This is a genomic window from Proteus vulgaris (assembly GCF_023100685.1).
Taxonomy (GTDB): Bacteria; Pseudomonadota; Gammaproteobacteria; order Enterobacterales; family Enterobacteriaceae; genus Proteus.
On sequence record NZ_CP090064.1, the window covers coordinates 1,649,297 to 1,666,432 of the forward strand.

At 33.8% G+C, this 17,136-nt stretch carries 14 protein-coding genes; all 14 read left to right on the top strand.

From position 1 onward, the window contains the following. The first annotated feature begins 413 nt into the window (after positions 1-413). The gene (locus tag LW139_RS08005; RefSeq protein ID WP_409076910.1) at positions 414-1,421 is read left to right on the top strand and encodes a FecCD family ABC transporter permease; all 1,008 of its coding nucleotides are present in this window, start codon (positions 414-416) and stop codon (positions 1,419-1,421) included. Beyond that, positions 1,421-2,203, top strand: a complete 783-nt coding sequence (locus tag LW139_RS08010; protein ID WP_166540631.1) for an ABC transporter ATP-binding protein — start codon at positions 1,421-1,423, stop codon at positions 2,201-2,203. The genes LW139_RS08005 and LW139_RS08010 overlap by 1 nt, the downstream gene beginning before the upstream one ends. Before the next feature lie 166 nt (positions 2,204-2,369). Beyond that, positions 2,370-4,364: a ligand-gated channel protein gene (locus LW139_RS08015; RefSeq protein WP_166540630.1), complete on the top strand. Its 1,995-nt coding sequence runs from the start codon at positions 2,370-2,372 to the stop codon at positions 4,362-4,364. A gap of 766 nt (positions 4,365-5,130) precedes the next feature. Continuing rightward, positions 5,131-5,340, top strand: coding sequence for a hypothetical protein (locus tag LW139_RS20715; protein ID WP_071788546.1), 210 nt, complete (start codon positions 5,131-5,133; stop codon positions 5,338-5,340). Then, positions 5,330-6,709 carry an APC family permease gene (locus LW139_RS08020; RefSeq protein WP_166540629.1) on the top strand — a complete coding sequence of 460 codons (1,380 nt, stop codon included), beginning with the start codon at positions 5,330-5,332 and terminating at the stop codon, positions 6,707-6,709. The genes LW139_RS20715 and LW139_RS08020 overlap by 11 nt, the downstream gene beginning before the upstream one ends. Before the next feature lie 566 nt (positions 6,710-7,275). Then, on the top strand, positions 7,276-7,827 hold the full coding sequence (locus LW139_RS08025; RefSeq protein ID WP_109408894.1) for a fimbrial protein: 552 nt from the start codon (positions 7,276-7,278) through the stop codon (positions 7,825-7,827). Positions 7,828-7,885: 58 nt separating this feature from the next. Then, positions 7,886-8,584 (top strand): fimbrial biogenesis chaperone, encoded by a 699-nt coding sequence (locus LW139_RS08030; RefSeq protein ID WP_166540628.1) that lies wholly within the window; start codon positions 7,886-7,888, stop codon positions 8,582-8,584. Continuing rightward, on the top strand, positions 8,562-9,116 hold the full coding sequence (locus tag LW139_RS08035) for a fimbrial protein (protein WP_166540627.1): 555 nt from the start codon (positions 8,562-8,564) through the stop codon (positions 9,114-9,116). Before LW139_RS08030 ends, LW139_RS08035 begins: the two co-directional genes overlap by 23 nt. Before the next feature lie 10 nt (positions 9,117-9,126). Further along, a complete protein-coding gene (locus LW139_RS08040; RefSeq protein ID WP_210813857.1) occupies positions 9,127-9,669 on the top strand; it encodes a fimbrial protein in 543 nt (180 codons plus the stop codon). Positions 9,670-9,677: 8 nt separating this feature from the next. After that, positions 9,678-10,370 (top strand): fimbrial biogenesis chaperone, encoded by a 693-nt coding sequence (locus LW139_RS08045; RefSeq protein ID WP_247851014.1) that lies wholly within the window; start codon positions 9,678-9,680, stop codon positions 10,368-10,370. A 4-nt stretch (positions 10,371-10,374) separates the two neighbouring features. Beyond that, positions 10,375-11,121, top strand: a complete 747-nt coding sequence (locus LW139_RS08050; protein ID WP_247851015.1) for a fimbrial biogenesis chaperone — start codon at positions 10,375-10,377, stop codon at positions 11,119-11,121. 52 nt (positions 11,122-11,173) lie between these two features. After that, complete coding sequence (locus LW139_RS08055) at positions 11,174-13,759, top strand: fimbria/pilus outer membrane usher protein (RefSeq protein ID WP_244179686.1); 2,586 nt, start codon at positions 11,174-11,176, stop codon at positions 13,757-13,759. A gap of 34 nt (positions 13,760-13,793) precedes the next feature. Then, positions 13,794-14,960 carry a hypothetical protein gene (locus tag LW139_RS08060; protein ID WP_227336701.1) on the top strand — a complete coding sequence of 389 codons (1,167 nt, stop codon included), beginning with the start codon at positions 13,794-13,796 and terminating at the stop codon, positions 14,958-14,960. 432 nt (positions 14,961-15,392) lie between these two features. Continuing rightward, positions 15,393-17,105: a ShlB/FhaC/HecB family hemolysin secretion/activation protein gene (locus LW139_RS08065; RefSeq protein ID WP_247851016.1), complete on the top strand. Its 1,713-nt coding sequence runs from the start codon at positions 15,393-15,395 to the stop codon at positions 17,103-17,105. Positions 17,106-17,136: the final 31 nt, after the last annotated feature.

Below are 17,136 nucleotides of genomic sequence, written 5' to 3' on the forward strand. Positions count from 1 at the left end.
TTGTTAGCGCGTATTTAATTTGTGAACTAATAAAATAACAGCGCTATTGATTGTAAATATTATGCTAAATGTAATGAGCCTGATAATAATTAGTCCTCTTATCTCTCAGTATTACAGATCAATAGCCTATCGCATTGTAATAATTTACACAGCGAATATGTTTCACCGTATAATAATTTAGCGACTCATTTCTTTGTTAGATAAATTGTCCCAGATTGATAATTTGCTTCATAGCAATAAAAAGCATCTGATGAGTTGTACGGTATGCTTTTGCCAACGTAAACGCAGGTAAGAGCAGAAGAACGTAAAAAAGACTAGGTACAACAATTGATATGAGCATTATGTCAGAGCGACTTACCGCAGAAGAACAAGCAAAAAGCACATCCGATAATGTAAAAGTACATTATCGGAAAATGATGAGTAAGCGCATGTTATGGTTAGGTGTGATTGTTTTAATTATTTGTGGTTCGGTGGTGTTAGATTTCACCATGGGGCCTTCAGGTTTATCACTAGATAAATTATTAACAACACTGTTTCAGCCTGAGCTTGTTGATGCAGGTTCAAGAGTGATTGTATGGGATATTCGCTTACCTTATGCCTTAATGGCGGTGGTGGTAGGTATGTCGTTAGGGTTAGCTGGTGCAGAAATGCAGACTATTTTAAATAACCCTTTAGCAAGCCCATTTACATTAGGTTTATCAAATGCGGCATCATTTGGTGCGGCATTAGCTATTGTGCTCGGTATTGGTATTCCCGGAATTCCTGATCAATGGTTTATTTCAGCCAATGCATTTCTTTTTGCGTTGTTATCAGCCTTGTTATTGGATGGAATTACACGTTGGACTCGTGTTCCGACATCTGGTGTTGTACTTTTTGGTATTGCCATGGTGTTTACTTTCAACGCATTGGTTTCAATGATGCAATTTATTGCGACAGAAGACACTCTTCAAGGACTTGTTTTCTGGACAATGGGAAGTTTAGCGCGTGCAACATGGGTAAAACTTGGTGTTATGGCTGGGGCTTTTGCTGTCATTATGGTGATTTCATGGCTAAGTTCATGGAAACTAACCGCATTGCGATTAGGTGAAGACAGGGCGATTAGCTTTGGTATTGATGTAAAACGCTTAAGATTAGGCTCATTGTTACGGATCAGTATTTTAACGGCACTGGCTGTTGCTTTTGTTGGACCTATTGCTTTTATTGGGTTAGTTGCACCTCATATTGCCCGTATGATGTTTGGTGAAGATCATCGTTTCTATTTACCAGCAAGCGCATTAATCGGTGCTTTAGTTTTATCATTGGCGTCGATTGCATCTAAAAATTTAATACCTGGTGTTATTATTCCTGTTGGTATCGTGACATCGCTGGTGGGTGTGCCATTTTTCCTCAGCATGATTTTACGTCATAGAGGGAATATCTAATGATTGAAGGATTAAAAATTCAAGATTTTAGCGCTGGCTATGCTAAACACCTCATCATTAAGGCACTTGATGTTGAGCCATTACCTAAAGGAAAGGTTACCGTACTATTGGGGCCAAATGGGAGTGGAAAATCAACATTATTAAGAGCATTAGCTGGATTAAATAAATCATCAGGTGTTGTCAGTTTAGATGGAAATGATCTAGCTTCGATGAATTTCGCACAACGAGCTCAAAATGTCGTCTATTTACCACAAACATTGCCAGCAGGTGTTCATTTACATGTTTTAGAATCCATTATTGTGGCGCAGCGTGCTTCCGGTGGATTACATAATGAACATAGTGAAGCTCAGGTAATGCACCTATTACGTCAATTAGGTATTGAGCATTTAGCGTTACGTTATTTAGATGAGTTGTCGGGTGGCCAAAAACAATTAGTTGGGCTTGCACAATCATTGATTAGACAACCCTCTTTATTATTATTAGACGAGCCGTTGAGCGCATTAGATCTTAATTACCAATATCATGTAATGGATTTAGTCGCTAAAGAGACACACCGTAGAAATATTATTACTGTTGTTGTTGTCCACGATATTAATATCGCCTTACGACATGGCGAACATGTATTAATGTTAAAACAAGGGCAATTAATTGCGCAAGGTGCGCCAGATAAAGTTATTACAGCACAAAGCCTTGCTGATGTTTACGGTGTTCAAGGTAGATTGGAATATTGTTCACAAGGAATACCTCAAATTATTATTGATGGTTTAGTGGATAAAATATAGAGAAGCAAAAGAGAAAAGAAATAAATATAGGGATGCAGTAAATAGGGATATAAAAATAATATTAAAATAACCAAGGGTAATTAAATTATTACCCTAATTTCTGAGCAATTGTCGATCTGTCCATCTATATAAAACGTAAAGAATATATATTCTTGGAGAATCGGGAATGGTAGTGTTAAATAAAAATAAAATCGCGCTTAGTGTTGTTGCTGCAATTGCATCTAGTTTTGTTATGACTGCAACAGCTGAAAATGTAGAAAAACTACTTGTTACAACTGCTTCTGGGTTTAAACAAACCGTTGAAGATGCGCCTGCATCGGTTTCTGTTGTTACTCGTGAACAATTAGAAACTAAGTCTTATCGTGATGTAACTGATGCGCTAAAAGATGTTCCTGGCGTATTAGTGACAGGCGGTGGAAGTAGTTCTGATATCAGTATTCGTGGTATGGATGCAAAATATACCATGATCTTGGTTGATGGTAAGCGTATTGCCTCGCGTGAAACGCGTCCTAATAGTGATAACTCGGGTATTGAACAAGGTTGGTTACCGCCTTTACCTGCCATTGAACGTATTGAAATTGTACGTGGCTCAATGTCTTCTTTATATGGTTCAGATGCAATGGGTGGGGTTATCAATATTATCACTCGTAAAGCGCAAAAAGAGTGGAACTTTAGCTTACGTGCAGATACCACATTAACTGAACGTAAAAACGAAGGTAATACGGGACAAGGCAGTTTCTATGCTGCAGGACCATTAGTTGAAAATCTTTTAGGTTTAAAAGTTCAAGGCCAATATTCACATCGTGGTGAAGATAAACGCGTTGATGGTTATAATCGCCAAATTATGTCAAGTGGTGGTGGTACATTAAGTTGGACACCAGATGAGCAAAATACGATTGATTTTGAATTTAAAAAAGATAATCAGCATCGTGATTACCGCAAAGGTTATTCTGATACTGCTGATGGTTTTTCTAAGTACGAATTAACCCATTATGCATTAACTCATGATGGTGTTTATGATTTTGGTACCATGAATACTTATGTTCAGCGTGATGAAAACCGAAATCCATCTCGCAAAATGGATTATGACGATACAGTTGTGCGTAACCAAACTGTCTTTGCTTTAGGGGATCATACTTTAAGTGTAGGGGGGCAATACCGCTATGAAGAACTTAAAGATGATGGTAATAAGATAGATGGTGGTAATAAATTAGATCGCTATAGTTGGGCACTATTTGCTGAAAATGAATGGGCAATGACCAACGATTTCGCTTTAACTGGCGGTCTACGTATGGATAAAGACGAAAACTACGGTACTCACTGGACACCACGAGTTTATGGCGTATGGCATATGGCTGATGAATGGACGTTAAAAGGTGGAGTCTCTACCGGTTATCGTTCACCTGATTTACGCCAAGCAACGAAAACTTGGGGACAAGCAACGGGTGGTCGTAATGGTAATGGGGTGATTTATGGTAACCCAGATTTGAAACCAGAAAAATCAGTTACGGAAGAAATCAGTCTGATCTGGGATAATAGAGAAAATTTATCTGCAAGTGTAACTGTTTATAATACTGAATTTAAAGATAAGATCACAGAAGTCCGTCGTTGTGATAGCACAGTAGATAAAAATGGCAATAAAAAGAATGTCAATTTACGTGACTGTAATAGACCTGAAGATGGTTTAAGTAACGGCAAAGAATACGATTTTGTTAGTGATAGAATAAACGTTGGTAAAGCCAATATGCGTGGTGTTGAGGTTACGGGAAACTGGATTATTTCACCAGAATGGAATATTGCTGCTAACTATACCTTTACAGATACTGAGCAAAAAAGCGGTGATTTTAAAGGTAAGCCTTTAAATAAACAGCCTCGCCATATGGCTAATGCGACCCTAAATTGGGAAACCACGCCAGAAATGGAAACATGGGCGCGTATTAACTTCCGTGGTAAAACATCGGATTATTTATCACGCACCAGTATGGCAAATGGTACACCATCTTATGCATTTGTTGATGTTGGTACTAGCTACAGCTTAACCAAACAATTAAATGTAATTGGTGGTGTTTATAACGTATTTGACCGTCGTATTGAACGTGATAACTTTGGTTCAACCTTAGAAGGTCGTCGTTACAATATTGGTCTGAACTACAACTTCTAATTAATTACCCTCGGTTTGTGTCATTAAGACTCCACTTGTGGAGTCTTTTTTTATGATTCATTTCTTTTTATTTGTTCAAAATTAGTACTGGAAAATTTAAATATTGAGGTTTATATTTAGCTCATAAATCATCTTATCAATCGCTTTATTCTGACTACTAGATTGTTATTTCTACGTATTATTTATCGTTTTTTCCTTAATTTGTTTAACTACATTTTTATTGTGCGAAATAAGCCTATAAAAAACAGGTGTTTTTTATTAAAAAAATGTTTTTTTGAAAAATAGAAATGGTTTTTAACAAAAATATAGCATTAATCTTATTAATGTATTTTAAATGCTTTATTTTGATGGTTTGATATTGACAGTAATTCTAAATTATCTATTAGTCTTTATTTATCAAATGGTTGATGGGTTATTTTTTTAATTTTAATTCTATCTTCCTAAATGTTTACATCTTAGTGTTTGTGATAAAATCACAATAATTGTTAATTAAATGTGGCGTTATATGTTGACTTAGTTTGCGAATTGAAAAGATCGTAAAAAAAGAGGGCTTTTTGATGAAAATGTATTGCTATTTAAGTCTGAGACGTGCAAAATGCGCCCACTAAAAATATGACTGATGCGTTTAAAGTGCATCGGTTTTTTTTTGCATTTTTACTTATTACTACACCAAGAGGTCAGATTCATTTGAGTCTGAATAGATAACATAATTTGATTAGCAGCCAGCCCCTTAGAGAAAGGGTTGTCATGATAGAGGAATGCTAATATGGTACAATTATTCTCTTTCGCAGTCGGGCCAAACGGCACCTGCGGTAATGATGACTACGGAGCACGGCGTCTCCTGAACACATACACATCCTTAAAAACTTCATTCTATTCTGTTTATAGGCAGATGCGAAGTCTTCCCAGTAACTGTCGGTTGAGTTTATTGAATACTCAAACCGAAGTTATGGGAGGGTTCGCGAATGTCAGATAACGTCATCTCCTCTATCGGCACTAACCAAACCGGTGCTAACAATCGAGTTCAACTACGTAAAACCTTGACACTAATGCAGGTAGTCATGATGGGGCTTGCTTTTTTACAGCCTATGACTATTTTCGATACATTTGGTATCGTTTCTGGCATTACCAATGGCCACGTAGCAACATCGTATGCAATTGCTTTAATTGCAATTTTATTTACCGCAGTAAGTTATGGAAAATTAGTTAAGCGCTTTCCATCAGCTGGCTCGGCGTATACTTATGCTCAGAAATCCATGAGTCCTTATGTGGGCTTTATGGTGGGTTGGTCATCTTTACTCGACTATTTATTTATGCCAATGATCAACATTTTATTGGCGAAAATCTATTTACAAGCAATATTCCCGGGCGTTGAACCGTGGATCTTTGTATTTGGTTTAGTGGCCTTAATGACGTTCTTTAACCTACGTGGTATTAACGTTGTTGCTAACTTAAATACAGCAATTGTTATTGTGCAAGTTGCAGTAATGGTTGTGTTTGTAGGGTTACTTATTCACGGCGTATATAATGGAGAAGGTGCAGGGGAGTTATGGACCTTTAGACCATTTGCGTCTGTTGATGCGCAAGTCATACCTATGATAACCGGAGCAACAATACTCTGCTTCTCATTCTTAGGTTTTGACGGTATCAGTACATTGTCAGAAGAGACGCCAAATGCAGGTAAAGTTATCCCTAAAGCGATTTTCTTAACAGCGCTGATTGGTGGGATTATCTTTATTGCGGTTTCTTACTTTTTACAACTGTATTTCCCAGATATTTCACGATTCAAAAATCCAGAAGAATCACAACCAGAAATAATGCTGTATGTTGCAGGTGCTTTATTCCAGTCCATTATTTTAGTGTTCTCTTGCGTAACAGTATTAGCGTCTGGTATGGCGGCTCATGCTGGTGTTGCTCGTTTACTTTATGTAATGGGACGTGATGGGGTATTCCCAGAGAAGACTTTTGGCTATGTACACCCTAAATGGCGTACTCCTGCATTTAACGTATTATTAGTGGGTTTCTTAGCCTTAGGCGCAGTGTTCTTCGATTTAGTAACTGCAACGGCATTAATTAACTTTGGTGCGTTGGTTGCGTTTACTTTCGTGAACTTGTCTGTAATTTCACAGTTCTATATTCGTGAGCGCCGTAATAAAGGAATAATGGATCACATTAATTACCTGATATTACCTATTATTGGAGCAGCGACAATGGGTGTCTTGTGGATAAACCTTGAACCTGGTTCTATGGAATTAGGCCTTGTTTGGGGCGCTATTGGTATACTTTATATGGTGTGGATCACGCGTCGTTTCCGTCGTCCAATGCCGCAGATGCCAGAAAAGTAATATTCTAAGAATTGTCATAATGATAAATAAAATGGCCTCAGAAATGAGGCCATTTTTTTGTATTGAATAAATAGTATTAGAATTAAACAGGATAATAAATAACCAATTAATTGATTTATATACAATAAAATTAAGGGGATTTACTTATTCAAATAAAAAAATTAAAAATAATTTTATGTGGGAGTTAAGTTTATTCTTAAGTATTTATAATTAGGTGTATTCACCTATTTAAATAATTTTTCATATTGGTTTGAATATGTCTATATATATGAAAAATAAACTTTATATATATAAAAATATATATTTTTATTTTTTTAGTATTATATTGATGCTCAATTAAAGATTAGTTAAATATTCTAAAAATAAAGAAAACACTTTATAAATAAAGTGTTTTAAATAATTATCATTATGCAATTTTAACTCACTTTATGAGTAAACTTTGATTGCTGTGCTACTCTTTAATTAGGATTAGAAAATATATTTTCTTAATTCACATCTAATTAAGATGATTAAGAAATAATACTAATTCCAATAGGCGATTTATTTAAAAAACGAAAGGTAACAATATGTCTTTAATTAAGAAAGTTGCTCCGTTTATCGTGTTGTCTGGATTTATGGTTGCAGGTAATGCTTTTGCTGCAACACAGGGTACAACTGTGTCATTCGAAGCATTAATTCGTGCCGCAAGTTGTGATGTTTCTTCAACAACAGAAGGTTCTAGAATTGATTGGGGTACCTTCACAAGTGATGAAGTGACTGGTAAAAACGTCGGTGATCAATTAGGAGATAACAAGACGTTTAATTTAGAGCTTTCTAATTGTACAGCAGCATTAGCAGCTGATGGAACAATCAATCTTTATGCTCGTGGTAATAAATCAAACTTTGATTCTGAAATGTTTGCTAACGCAACAGCAGCTTCTTTAGCTGTAAAATTGTTAGCAACAGCAAGTAATACTTTAGTTAAACCAAATGTTGAAACAGGTCTGGTATTAGGACAAGAGATCATTAAAGACGGTACTGGTCGTATTCCGATGACTGCTGGTCTGTATTTAACAAATGGTGCAGTAACAAGTGATGAATTAAAAGTACCAGTTACTTTTACTGTTGCTTATAACTAATATTACTTAATTTTTAGAGGCTCTATCTAATAGAGCCTCTCATTAAAGAAGAAATATAATGATTAAAAATACAAATAGAATAAGAAAATTTTTTGTTATTTTACTAATGATTATATCACCACTTGCTTATTCCAAAGGTGTGGGTTTAAACGCTACACGAATTATTTATCCTGAAGGTGAGAATAGTGTAGGTGTTATCGTTCGTAATGAAGAACCAAAAATAAATTATTTGGTACAAGCCTATATTTCCTCTGATGAAAACCCAATTGTATTTCAAGTCACTCCACCTCTTTTTAGAATTAATAATTTATCAAGACATGAAGTAAAAATTTATGCCATGAGTAATTCTTTACCGAAAGATAGAGAAAGTATTTTTTATTTTCATGCAAAGATGATCCCTGGACAAAACAATAATTCTGACACAGCGGGCTTAAGTGTTGGATTTGATAATGTCATAAAGCTTTTCTACCGACCTAAAAACTTACCGATGACATCAGAGGATGCGCAAAAGAAATTAGGATTTAGTGTGGAAGGAAAACAATTAAAAGTAGTCAATAATTCCCCTTATTACATCAATTTTGCTGGGTTCTCTGTCAACAATATAAAGCTAGATGTTAGTTTGGCCAATAACAATGCCATGATCGCGCCTTATAGTTCGATAAAGTATGCCTTACCTACAGGTGTAACTAAAGGAAGTGTTCAATGGCGTACAATAGATGATTTAGGTGGATTTAATGAACATAAAGCCACATTTTAAACCAATTGTATTGGGCGCATTATTAACTTGTATCTCTTTTTATGGATATAGTGCTGTTGATGACTCTGCGGTTGTAATAGTAAAAGGCTCAGTAACAAAAGGAACGTGTGCTTTTACTTTATCAGACCAAGCGGTGAAATTTTCTCAATCAACATTAATGCAAAATGTTGATGAAATAGGTGTAAAAAAGGAAAACAAAATACCTTTTTCAGTTAATTATCTTTGCCAAGATTATGTTGATGAAACTCCTGATATGGAAGTTATTATAAAAGCGGGATCAGGAACACAAATTGCAAATAACAAAATATCGCCGGTGAATAATCCAACTAATGCGAGTTTTGCTCTATACGATTGTAAAGGTGAGCATTGTTCTTTAGTTAATTTTAATGCTGGAACAAGTTCTGTTTATATTACAACTGGAAATGGTAATAAAAATAAAGATTTTGAAGTCGAGCTCGTTAAGAAAGACAGTTCAGCGGTTAATCCCGGTACGCTAAAAGCAATATTAGCATTAACACTTATACAACCTTGAGAAAGTAAATATGAATATATTTCTATTGAAAAGGAGTTTGTTAAGTTTATTTATTACACCAGCACTATTTATTAGTTTTAGTGCTCAAAGTATTGAATTTGACTTTAAAGTGACCATTGATAAACAGACCTGTAAGCTCTCAGTTTCAGGAACAAGTAACAATGAAGTTGATTTTGGCAGTATTCAGTCGAATAAAATTAAAAATAATCTTATAGAACCTATTCCGATAAAGGTATTGCTGAGTGATTGTAAAACAAATGACTTTTTTGATACTTATGTGACAATGAAGGCAAAAAGCACTTTAAATACAATTACTTTTAATGATGATCTCAATAAAAGTTTTGGTATCAGAGTATCTAGTAAAAATAATGTTGCTCAATCTAATACTAATGCGGATTTTTTTAAATCTGAAGATACGGTTTGGAATAACATAAGTAAAGATAAATTAGAAAAAACACTTTATACCTATGTCAAATGCAAAGATCCCACAGTTTGTGATCCCGAACCTGGAGAGTTTTCAGCAACGCTAACTTTTTCGTATATCGTTGATTAAGATATTATATGAATAATTTTATTATAAAAGTTTCCATTATTTTAATATTAGCTTTTAGTTATTTTAATGCTAACGCTCAAGGGGTTAGTTTAGGCAAAACACGCGTTATTTTTTCTGAAGGTAGTTCAAGTGAAAGTGTATATATTTCTAATGATGATAATCAACCTTATTTAATACAAGCTGGCGTTACTGAAAAAATTGATGGAAATTTGTCATCTAATTTTATCGTTACTCCTCCTGTATTTCGTTTAGAAAACAAGAGCATATCATCTTTACGTATTTTATTAAAAGATACTCAATATTTACCTAATGACAAAGAATCACTCTTTTATTTGAATACAAAAATTATACCCTCTACTAAACGGCCTAATGAAAGTGAATCACAGGAATCAAAATTAGTATTAATAACTAATTTTGTGATTAAAGTAATTTATCGACCTGAAAATATAGCAAGGCCTTCAGAACAAGATTACAAAAAAATTTTTATTAAAGAACAGGAAGGAAAATGGTTTTTAGATAACCCAACTCAATATTATATGACATTAACATCAATTAAAGTTAATAATGAAAAATATAATAAAACTTTCTTGTTAGCACCTTATAGTAAAACTGAATTTTTAGAGGTATCAATAAAAGAAGCTAGTTGGCATGTAATTAACGACTATGGTGAGTTATCAAAAGAATTCGAATATAAGGACTAATGATATGAACGTTTTAAATAGTCGTGTTTTTTCTATTATTACTTTGATATTAGGTTTTTTTTATTGCCAATTGGCATGGTCTGCTAATAATGCATTTGAATTTTCATTACAAAGAATGACATATAATGAAGGTAGTAAAAGTATTTCTATCGGCTTAAGAAATAATGAAAAAAAAGCGTATCTCGTTCAAGCTAATATGAGATGGTTAGATGAATCTACGGGTTTACAATTAATTGATAGAAAAGAGAATCCTCCTTTTATTTTAACTCCTCTGTTACAAAAAATAGAACCTGAAGAATACTATGAGTGGGTAATTAAGTTTACTGGTTCAGAAAGTGTATTACCAACAGATAGAGAGAGTGTTTATATTTCTCAATTCAGATTAATACCATCCACATCTGAAGAAACTCCAAATGTGCAGATGAACTTTATTAGAGCATTAAACTTTAAAGTCTATTATCGGCCAAAATCTCTTGAAGGTATAAAAATAAAAGATGCAGAAAAAAAATTATCATTTTCAATTGATGGTAATAAAATAATAGCTAAAAATGACTCACCTATTTATTTAGCTTTTAACACAATAAAGATAAATGGAAAAGAGATTGAACTGCAAGAGTTATCGAAAAATGTACCTCCATTTGGTACGCAAGAATACTTATTTTTGAATGAAAAAAATATTACATCTATTCATTGGCAAGTATTAGATGAGTTTATGTTCCCATTAGATGAAAAAATGAAAACAGTAAATTAATAAATTTATAAAAATATATGTTTTTATAAAGCTAAATATTAAGAGTGTAAAAATGAATAAATCAATGGCAATGTTTAGATACAGTTTTTTTACATCACTTATTTTGTTCTCATTTAATTCTTTTGCAGAGGATTATTTTGATCCCGCTTTACTTGATGGACAATTAGGTGCATCTGCAAATGAAATTGATTTAAGCCAATTTTCACAAAAAGATGCATTACCTGAAGGTAAAATATCTTTATTAGTTTATGTCAATAATAATAACAATGGTGAGTTCATCATTAATTTGGTAAAAGGGCCTAATAATAAAGTGGTGCCTGAAATAACCAGAGAGTTATTAGATGAATTAGGTGTTAATACTAAAGTAATACCTAAGTTAAACATGTTAAAAAGCGATCAAGTGATTTATGATATTAATGAATATATTCCTGACGCATTAATAAAAGTAAATTTATCAGAATTAAAACTAATCACTAGTTTTCCTCAAATTGTTATGTCCAATGATGCCGTTGGCTATATTGATCCAGCTTCTTTTGATAGTGGTGTTTCTGCCATGTTTATCAATTATATGTTTAGTGGAGGACATTCTTCTAACGATAGCCATTTTGATAAAGTTAATAATAATGGAAAACAAAAAAATGATAATTTTTTTGCTCAACTAAGAGCTGGTTTTAATCTTTATGATTGGCGTTTACGTTCGACAATGACACAGACTTATACCCGAAATTCAAATAATGTAGAGACTCAAAGTAATAATAGTAATAAATTTTCTAATACATATCTTTCTCGTAATCTTTATTCTTTACGCTCGGAATTTATTATTGGTGAAACTACAACCGGAAATGATGTCTTTGATAGTATACCAATGAAAGGTATGCGTTTAGTTTCTAACGAACAGATGTTGCCAGCGAGTCAACAAGGTTTTGCTCCAGATGTGAGTGGGATTGCTCAATCTAATGCCCAAATTACTATCCGACAAAATGGGAATGTCATTTATCAAACTTATGTTGCACCCGGCGCATTTAAGATAACAGATCTTTACGCGAGTGGCTCAGGAGGGAACTTGGATGTCACAGTGAAAGAAGAAGATGGTTCAGAAAGGACATTTACAGTTGCTTTTTCATCATTACCCGTAATGTTAAGACCGGGGGGGTGGAAATATGAAATTAGTACTGGGCGATTTGATGGCGGCACAACGGTTGGTTCTAAAAAAGCAGATTTTCTGCTTGCCAGTGGTATTTATGGTTTACCTCATGATGTCACTCTTTATGGTGGGTTATTAGGTGCGAAAGATTATTACGCTATTTCTTCTGGGATAGGAATTTCATTAGGTAATTGGGGTGCTCTGTCTACAGATATCACACATGCTCATGCTGATTTTAATACAATAGGCTCCCAAAATGGGCAATCTTATCGATTCCGTTATTCTAAGAATATGACCACAACAGGAACCTCTGTTGACTTAACGGCATTACGTTTTTCAACTAAAGATTATTACGATTTTAATCAATTTAATACTGAAGATTATCGGTTAAAAGACGGTACTTCACCGTGGTTAGGTGAACGAGAAAAAAGTCGTTTTACAACGTCATTATCACAATCATTAGGCAAGTACGGTAGTATTTATTTATCTGGTAGCCGTTATAATTATTGGGAACAAGATAAGAATGTTACCCAACTTACGACAGGCTATAATGGCAATATCCATGGTATTAACTTTGGTGTTAATTACAGTATTGATAGAATAAAATCAGATGATAGCTGGCCTGAAAATAGGCAAATTAGTTTTAATGTGAGCGTTCCATTTAGTGTATTTAGTAATTCGCCTGCGCTCAGTAATTTTAATAGCACTTACATGATAAACCATGATAATAATGGAAGAACTAACCAGCAAGTTGGTTTATCTGGCAGTGCATTTGATAACTCCTTATCTTATGGTGTTTCTCAATCTTGGGCTAACCAAGGCCAATCTAATAATGGCTCAGCATATGCTAATTATTCAGGTAACTACGGTACATCCTCTCTAAATTATAATTATTCAAGTGACTATTATAACGTTAATGGCAGCATGAATGGTGGTTTGCTTTTACATTCAGGTGGTTTATTGCTGGGTAGAAGTATGGGAAGTAGTATGGCCATTGTTGAAGCACCTGGAGCAAAAGGCACTGAATTAAGTTCAGGAAATGGTGCGATAAATGGACAAGGATATGCGTTATCACCATATCTTACAGAATATCGCCAAAATACAATCGCATTAAATGTTAATACATTGCCTGATAATACGACTCTACAATCCACATCTCAAAATGTAGTTCCGACAAAAGGCGCTATTGTTAAGGTTACCTTTAAAACAAAGATTGGCTTCCAAGCTATTTTAAATCTTTCTCAGAACAAAAGTGTTGTCCCATTTGGCGCTATTGCTACGTTAATTGATGCTGATAATCCTAATGATTTGAATACAGGTATTGTTGGTGAAAATGGTCAGCTTTATATGAGTGGACTTCCTGATAATGGCAAGCTGTTAGTGAAATGGGGTAATAAAAATCAACAAAGTTGCAACGTTTCATATAGTGGCTTAAGTAATATTGAAGTCAATAGCAAGCAACCAATAAGAATTTTATCTCTTTCTTGCCAATAAAAATAATCCTTATTTTATAGGTGGATGCATAACAATGAAAATGCGTAATTTAATGATGGCATCACTGACTTCAGTATTAATGACTTCGTCATTTAATGTTTTAGCTGGAACAGATATGGGTGCGATGACATTAAACTTAACTGGGGTGATTGATATGAATATTAATCCCACTCAAGTTCAATATATAAATGGTACATTGACTGGGACTAGTAGTTTTCCTGGGAGCCCTGTTTATGATAATAGCAGTAACTCTTCTTGGGATACTAAGTATGCGATTATTTCATTAAGTCAGTCAAAAACGAGATGTGACGCTACATTTGTTTCTAAAGTTCCTGGGCAAACTAATAAATATGGTCTGAAGTTAACGCATGCCAATAATTCAAGGACTGCAGTATATGTAACACCACAGTTTAACTTCAATGTCAGTTTATCTAGTTTTAGTTCTAATTATCAAAGTGCTTATTCAGGACAATTTTTTCAGGTGAACACTAATCTTGTTGATAAAGAATCATCCGATATTAATGTATGTTTTGTGCCATATAATTATGCGACAGCAACAGTTCCTGGTGGCGGTTCAAAAGTTGTTAGTGTTACAACACCGAGTTCATTTCCTGTTTATATTGATGCTAATTTAACGCCTGGTAAGTTAACGTATAAAGGCACTCCTTTTTACGTAGGTAGTTTTGGCCGGATTGGTGCTGGTGACTTTTTTGCACAAGTTAACGTAATTGCAGATGTAACAGTAAAACGTTCTTGTGCTGTTACAGGTGTATCTAATCAACAAATTAATGAAAATATGACATTTACAAATGAAGTCATTAAAGACTCTGTATTTACATTATCCTGTGGCGGTACAGGTAACCCTGTAAATATGTCAGCGGTGATTAAAGAGGGAAGCTTAGATCCAAGTAATGTAAATAAATTAGTCTTAGCACCTATTAATGGCACTGTATCTAACAAAAAGCCTTGGGTTATAGGATTGCCTTATAAGCAAACTTCAACACCGAATTTAAAATGTGCTGATGAAAATAATAACAACTTATTAAAGTTCAATAATACAGATATTGAGCTAAGTGGAACCAATATGGGGAATAATCAACCTGATATATTTGGTATCAAATGGGCTCTTTGCAAACCAGAGGGCACAAAAGCAGGTGAATATCGCGGAAAAGTGGATGTAAATATTTTTGTCCGTGGATAAATAGAGTGATTTAAAAAAGAAAAAAGTGGATCTTAGTATCCACTTTTTTTATGGAAGATATTTTTATTTCCACTTATTTAATTTAAGGTTTTATTTTAACTTGAATAAATATTTCAATAATAAATAAATTATTTTAATTCAAGTTATTTAAACTAAATAAATGACTATGATTTAATTTAAAGTAAAATTTATTTTAATTTTTATAATTAATTAAGATTAACATTAATTAATTTATTAAGTAATTTTTGTGATTACATAAGGCTAATTGTTTAACATAAGTTGATTTTTTTAATCTTTACATTGTCAAGGTTACGGTATTTTATTTGTTATTCATTTTTTGATATTTACTTTATATATTTTAATATCAATAATGTTAAAGATTAGATGTACCCTAAATACAATTAAAATTACACACTCTATTTATTGCACAATATGAAAAAAATTATACTCTTTTTAAATTTATGGGTGTTTTTTACGCTCTTTAATACTCCCATATCTTCAGCTGATGCTTCTGAAAAAGCGACGGAAATCTTTAATCAGCAACAACAGCATAATCAAAGTCAACAAGAAGCACTTTACCAACAATTAACACCTGAAATACCTAATATATATTTTGATATTAGCAAATATGAAGAAACAGAGAATAAAACAGAAGAAAAGCTTTGCTTCCAAATAGAGCACATTGAAATAACAAATACCGAAGTTATTCCCCATTGGGTTAATTTACCCCTTTTTAAAACTGAATTTATAGGACAATGTTTGGGGGTGAAAGGAATAAACGCTTTAGTGACTCGTATGCAAAATCGGTTATTAATGCATGGGTGGATCACCACGCGTATTGTTGTACCTGAACAAGATATTAGTCGTGGAACTTTATATCTAACAATAGTTCCCGGCATTATTCGCCATGTTAAGTTTACTGATGACTCTGATAAATACGCCTTGCTGTATACCAGTATGCCTGCACATAAAAAACAACTACTCGATTTGCGAGATATTGAACAAGGGTTAGAAAATCTGCAACGATTACCGGTTGTTAGTGCAGAAATGGAAATAAAGCCAGGTGAAAATGCAGGTGAAAGCGATATTGTGATAAAGCGAAAACAATCTCGTTTCTGGCATACTTCATTGTGGATAAATGATGCCGGATCACCTGCAACAGGGCGTTATCAAGGTGGTTTAATGTTAGCACTAGATAATCCTTTAGCGCTGAGTGATTTGTTTTATTTATCAACAGAACGTGATTTAGACTTTGTTGGTAGTAAGAATAATCAAAATATTATGGCGCATTATTCAGTGCCTTTTGGCTATTGGTTATTCGATATTAACGCCTCGAAATATGATTACTCTCAGACTGTAGCAGGCCATATTAAAGATATTCTCTATTCAGGAGAAAGTGATAGCGTTAATGCAGGTGTGTCATACATTCTCTTTCGTAATCAAAATAGTAAAACAACATTACGTTATAGTGTTCAAGCTAAAGTATTACGAAATTATATTGATAATACCGAAATTGAAATACAACGCCGGCGAGTGAGTCATTGGCTAGTGAATCTCTCGCATCGTCAATATTTTAGCTTTGGGACTTTGGACGGTAGTATAAATTACCAAAAAGGAACTCGCTGGTTTGGTTCAATGGCGGCTTACGAAGAAAAGTATCTTGATAATTACTATGCAACAGATAAAGCGAATATTTTAACGTGGCGCGCTGAATTAGATATTCCAATATCTATTGGCCAACAGCAATTTAAATACCAAGCAAGCTATCGCAAACAAATGACTCACGATGCATTAACACCCATTGATCAATTTGCAATTGGTAATCGTTGGTCTATTCGTGGATTTGATGGTGAAAGAACGCTCAGCGCAAATGAAGGCTGGTTTTTACAAAATACATTGAGTTGGCGATATCCTGCAACAGAACAGTTTATTTATCTTGGTGCAGACTATGGTGAGTTAAAAACAAATACGGATAATCCTCGCTTATTAGGTAAACATCTTGCAGGTGGCGTTATCGGTATAAAAGGCTCATTGTTTTCATCAAAAATAAAATATGATTCGTTTATTGGCACACCATTATCTAAGCCAGATGGATTTAAAACAGATCATGTTAATTTAGGATTTAGTATTAACTTTAATTATTAAAACACAGTATTAACTCAAATATTAAATAAAA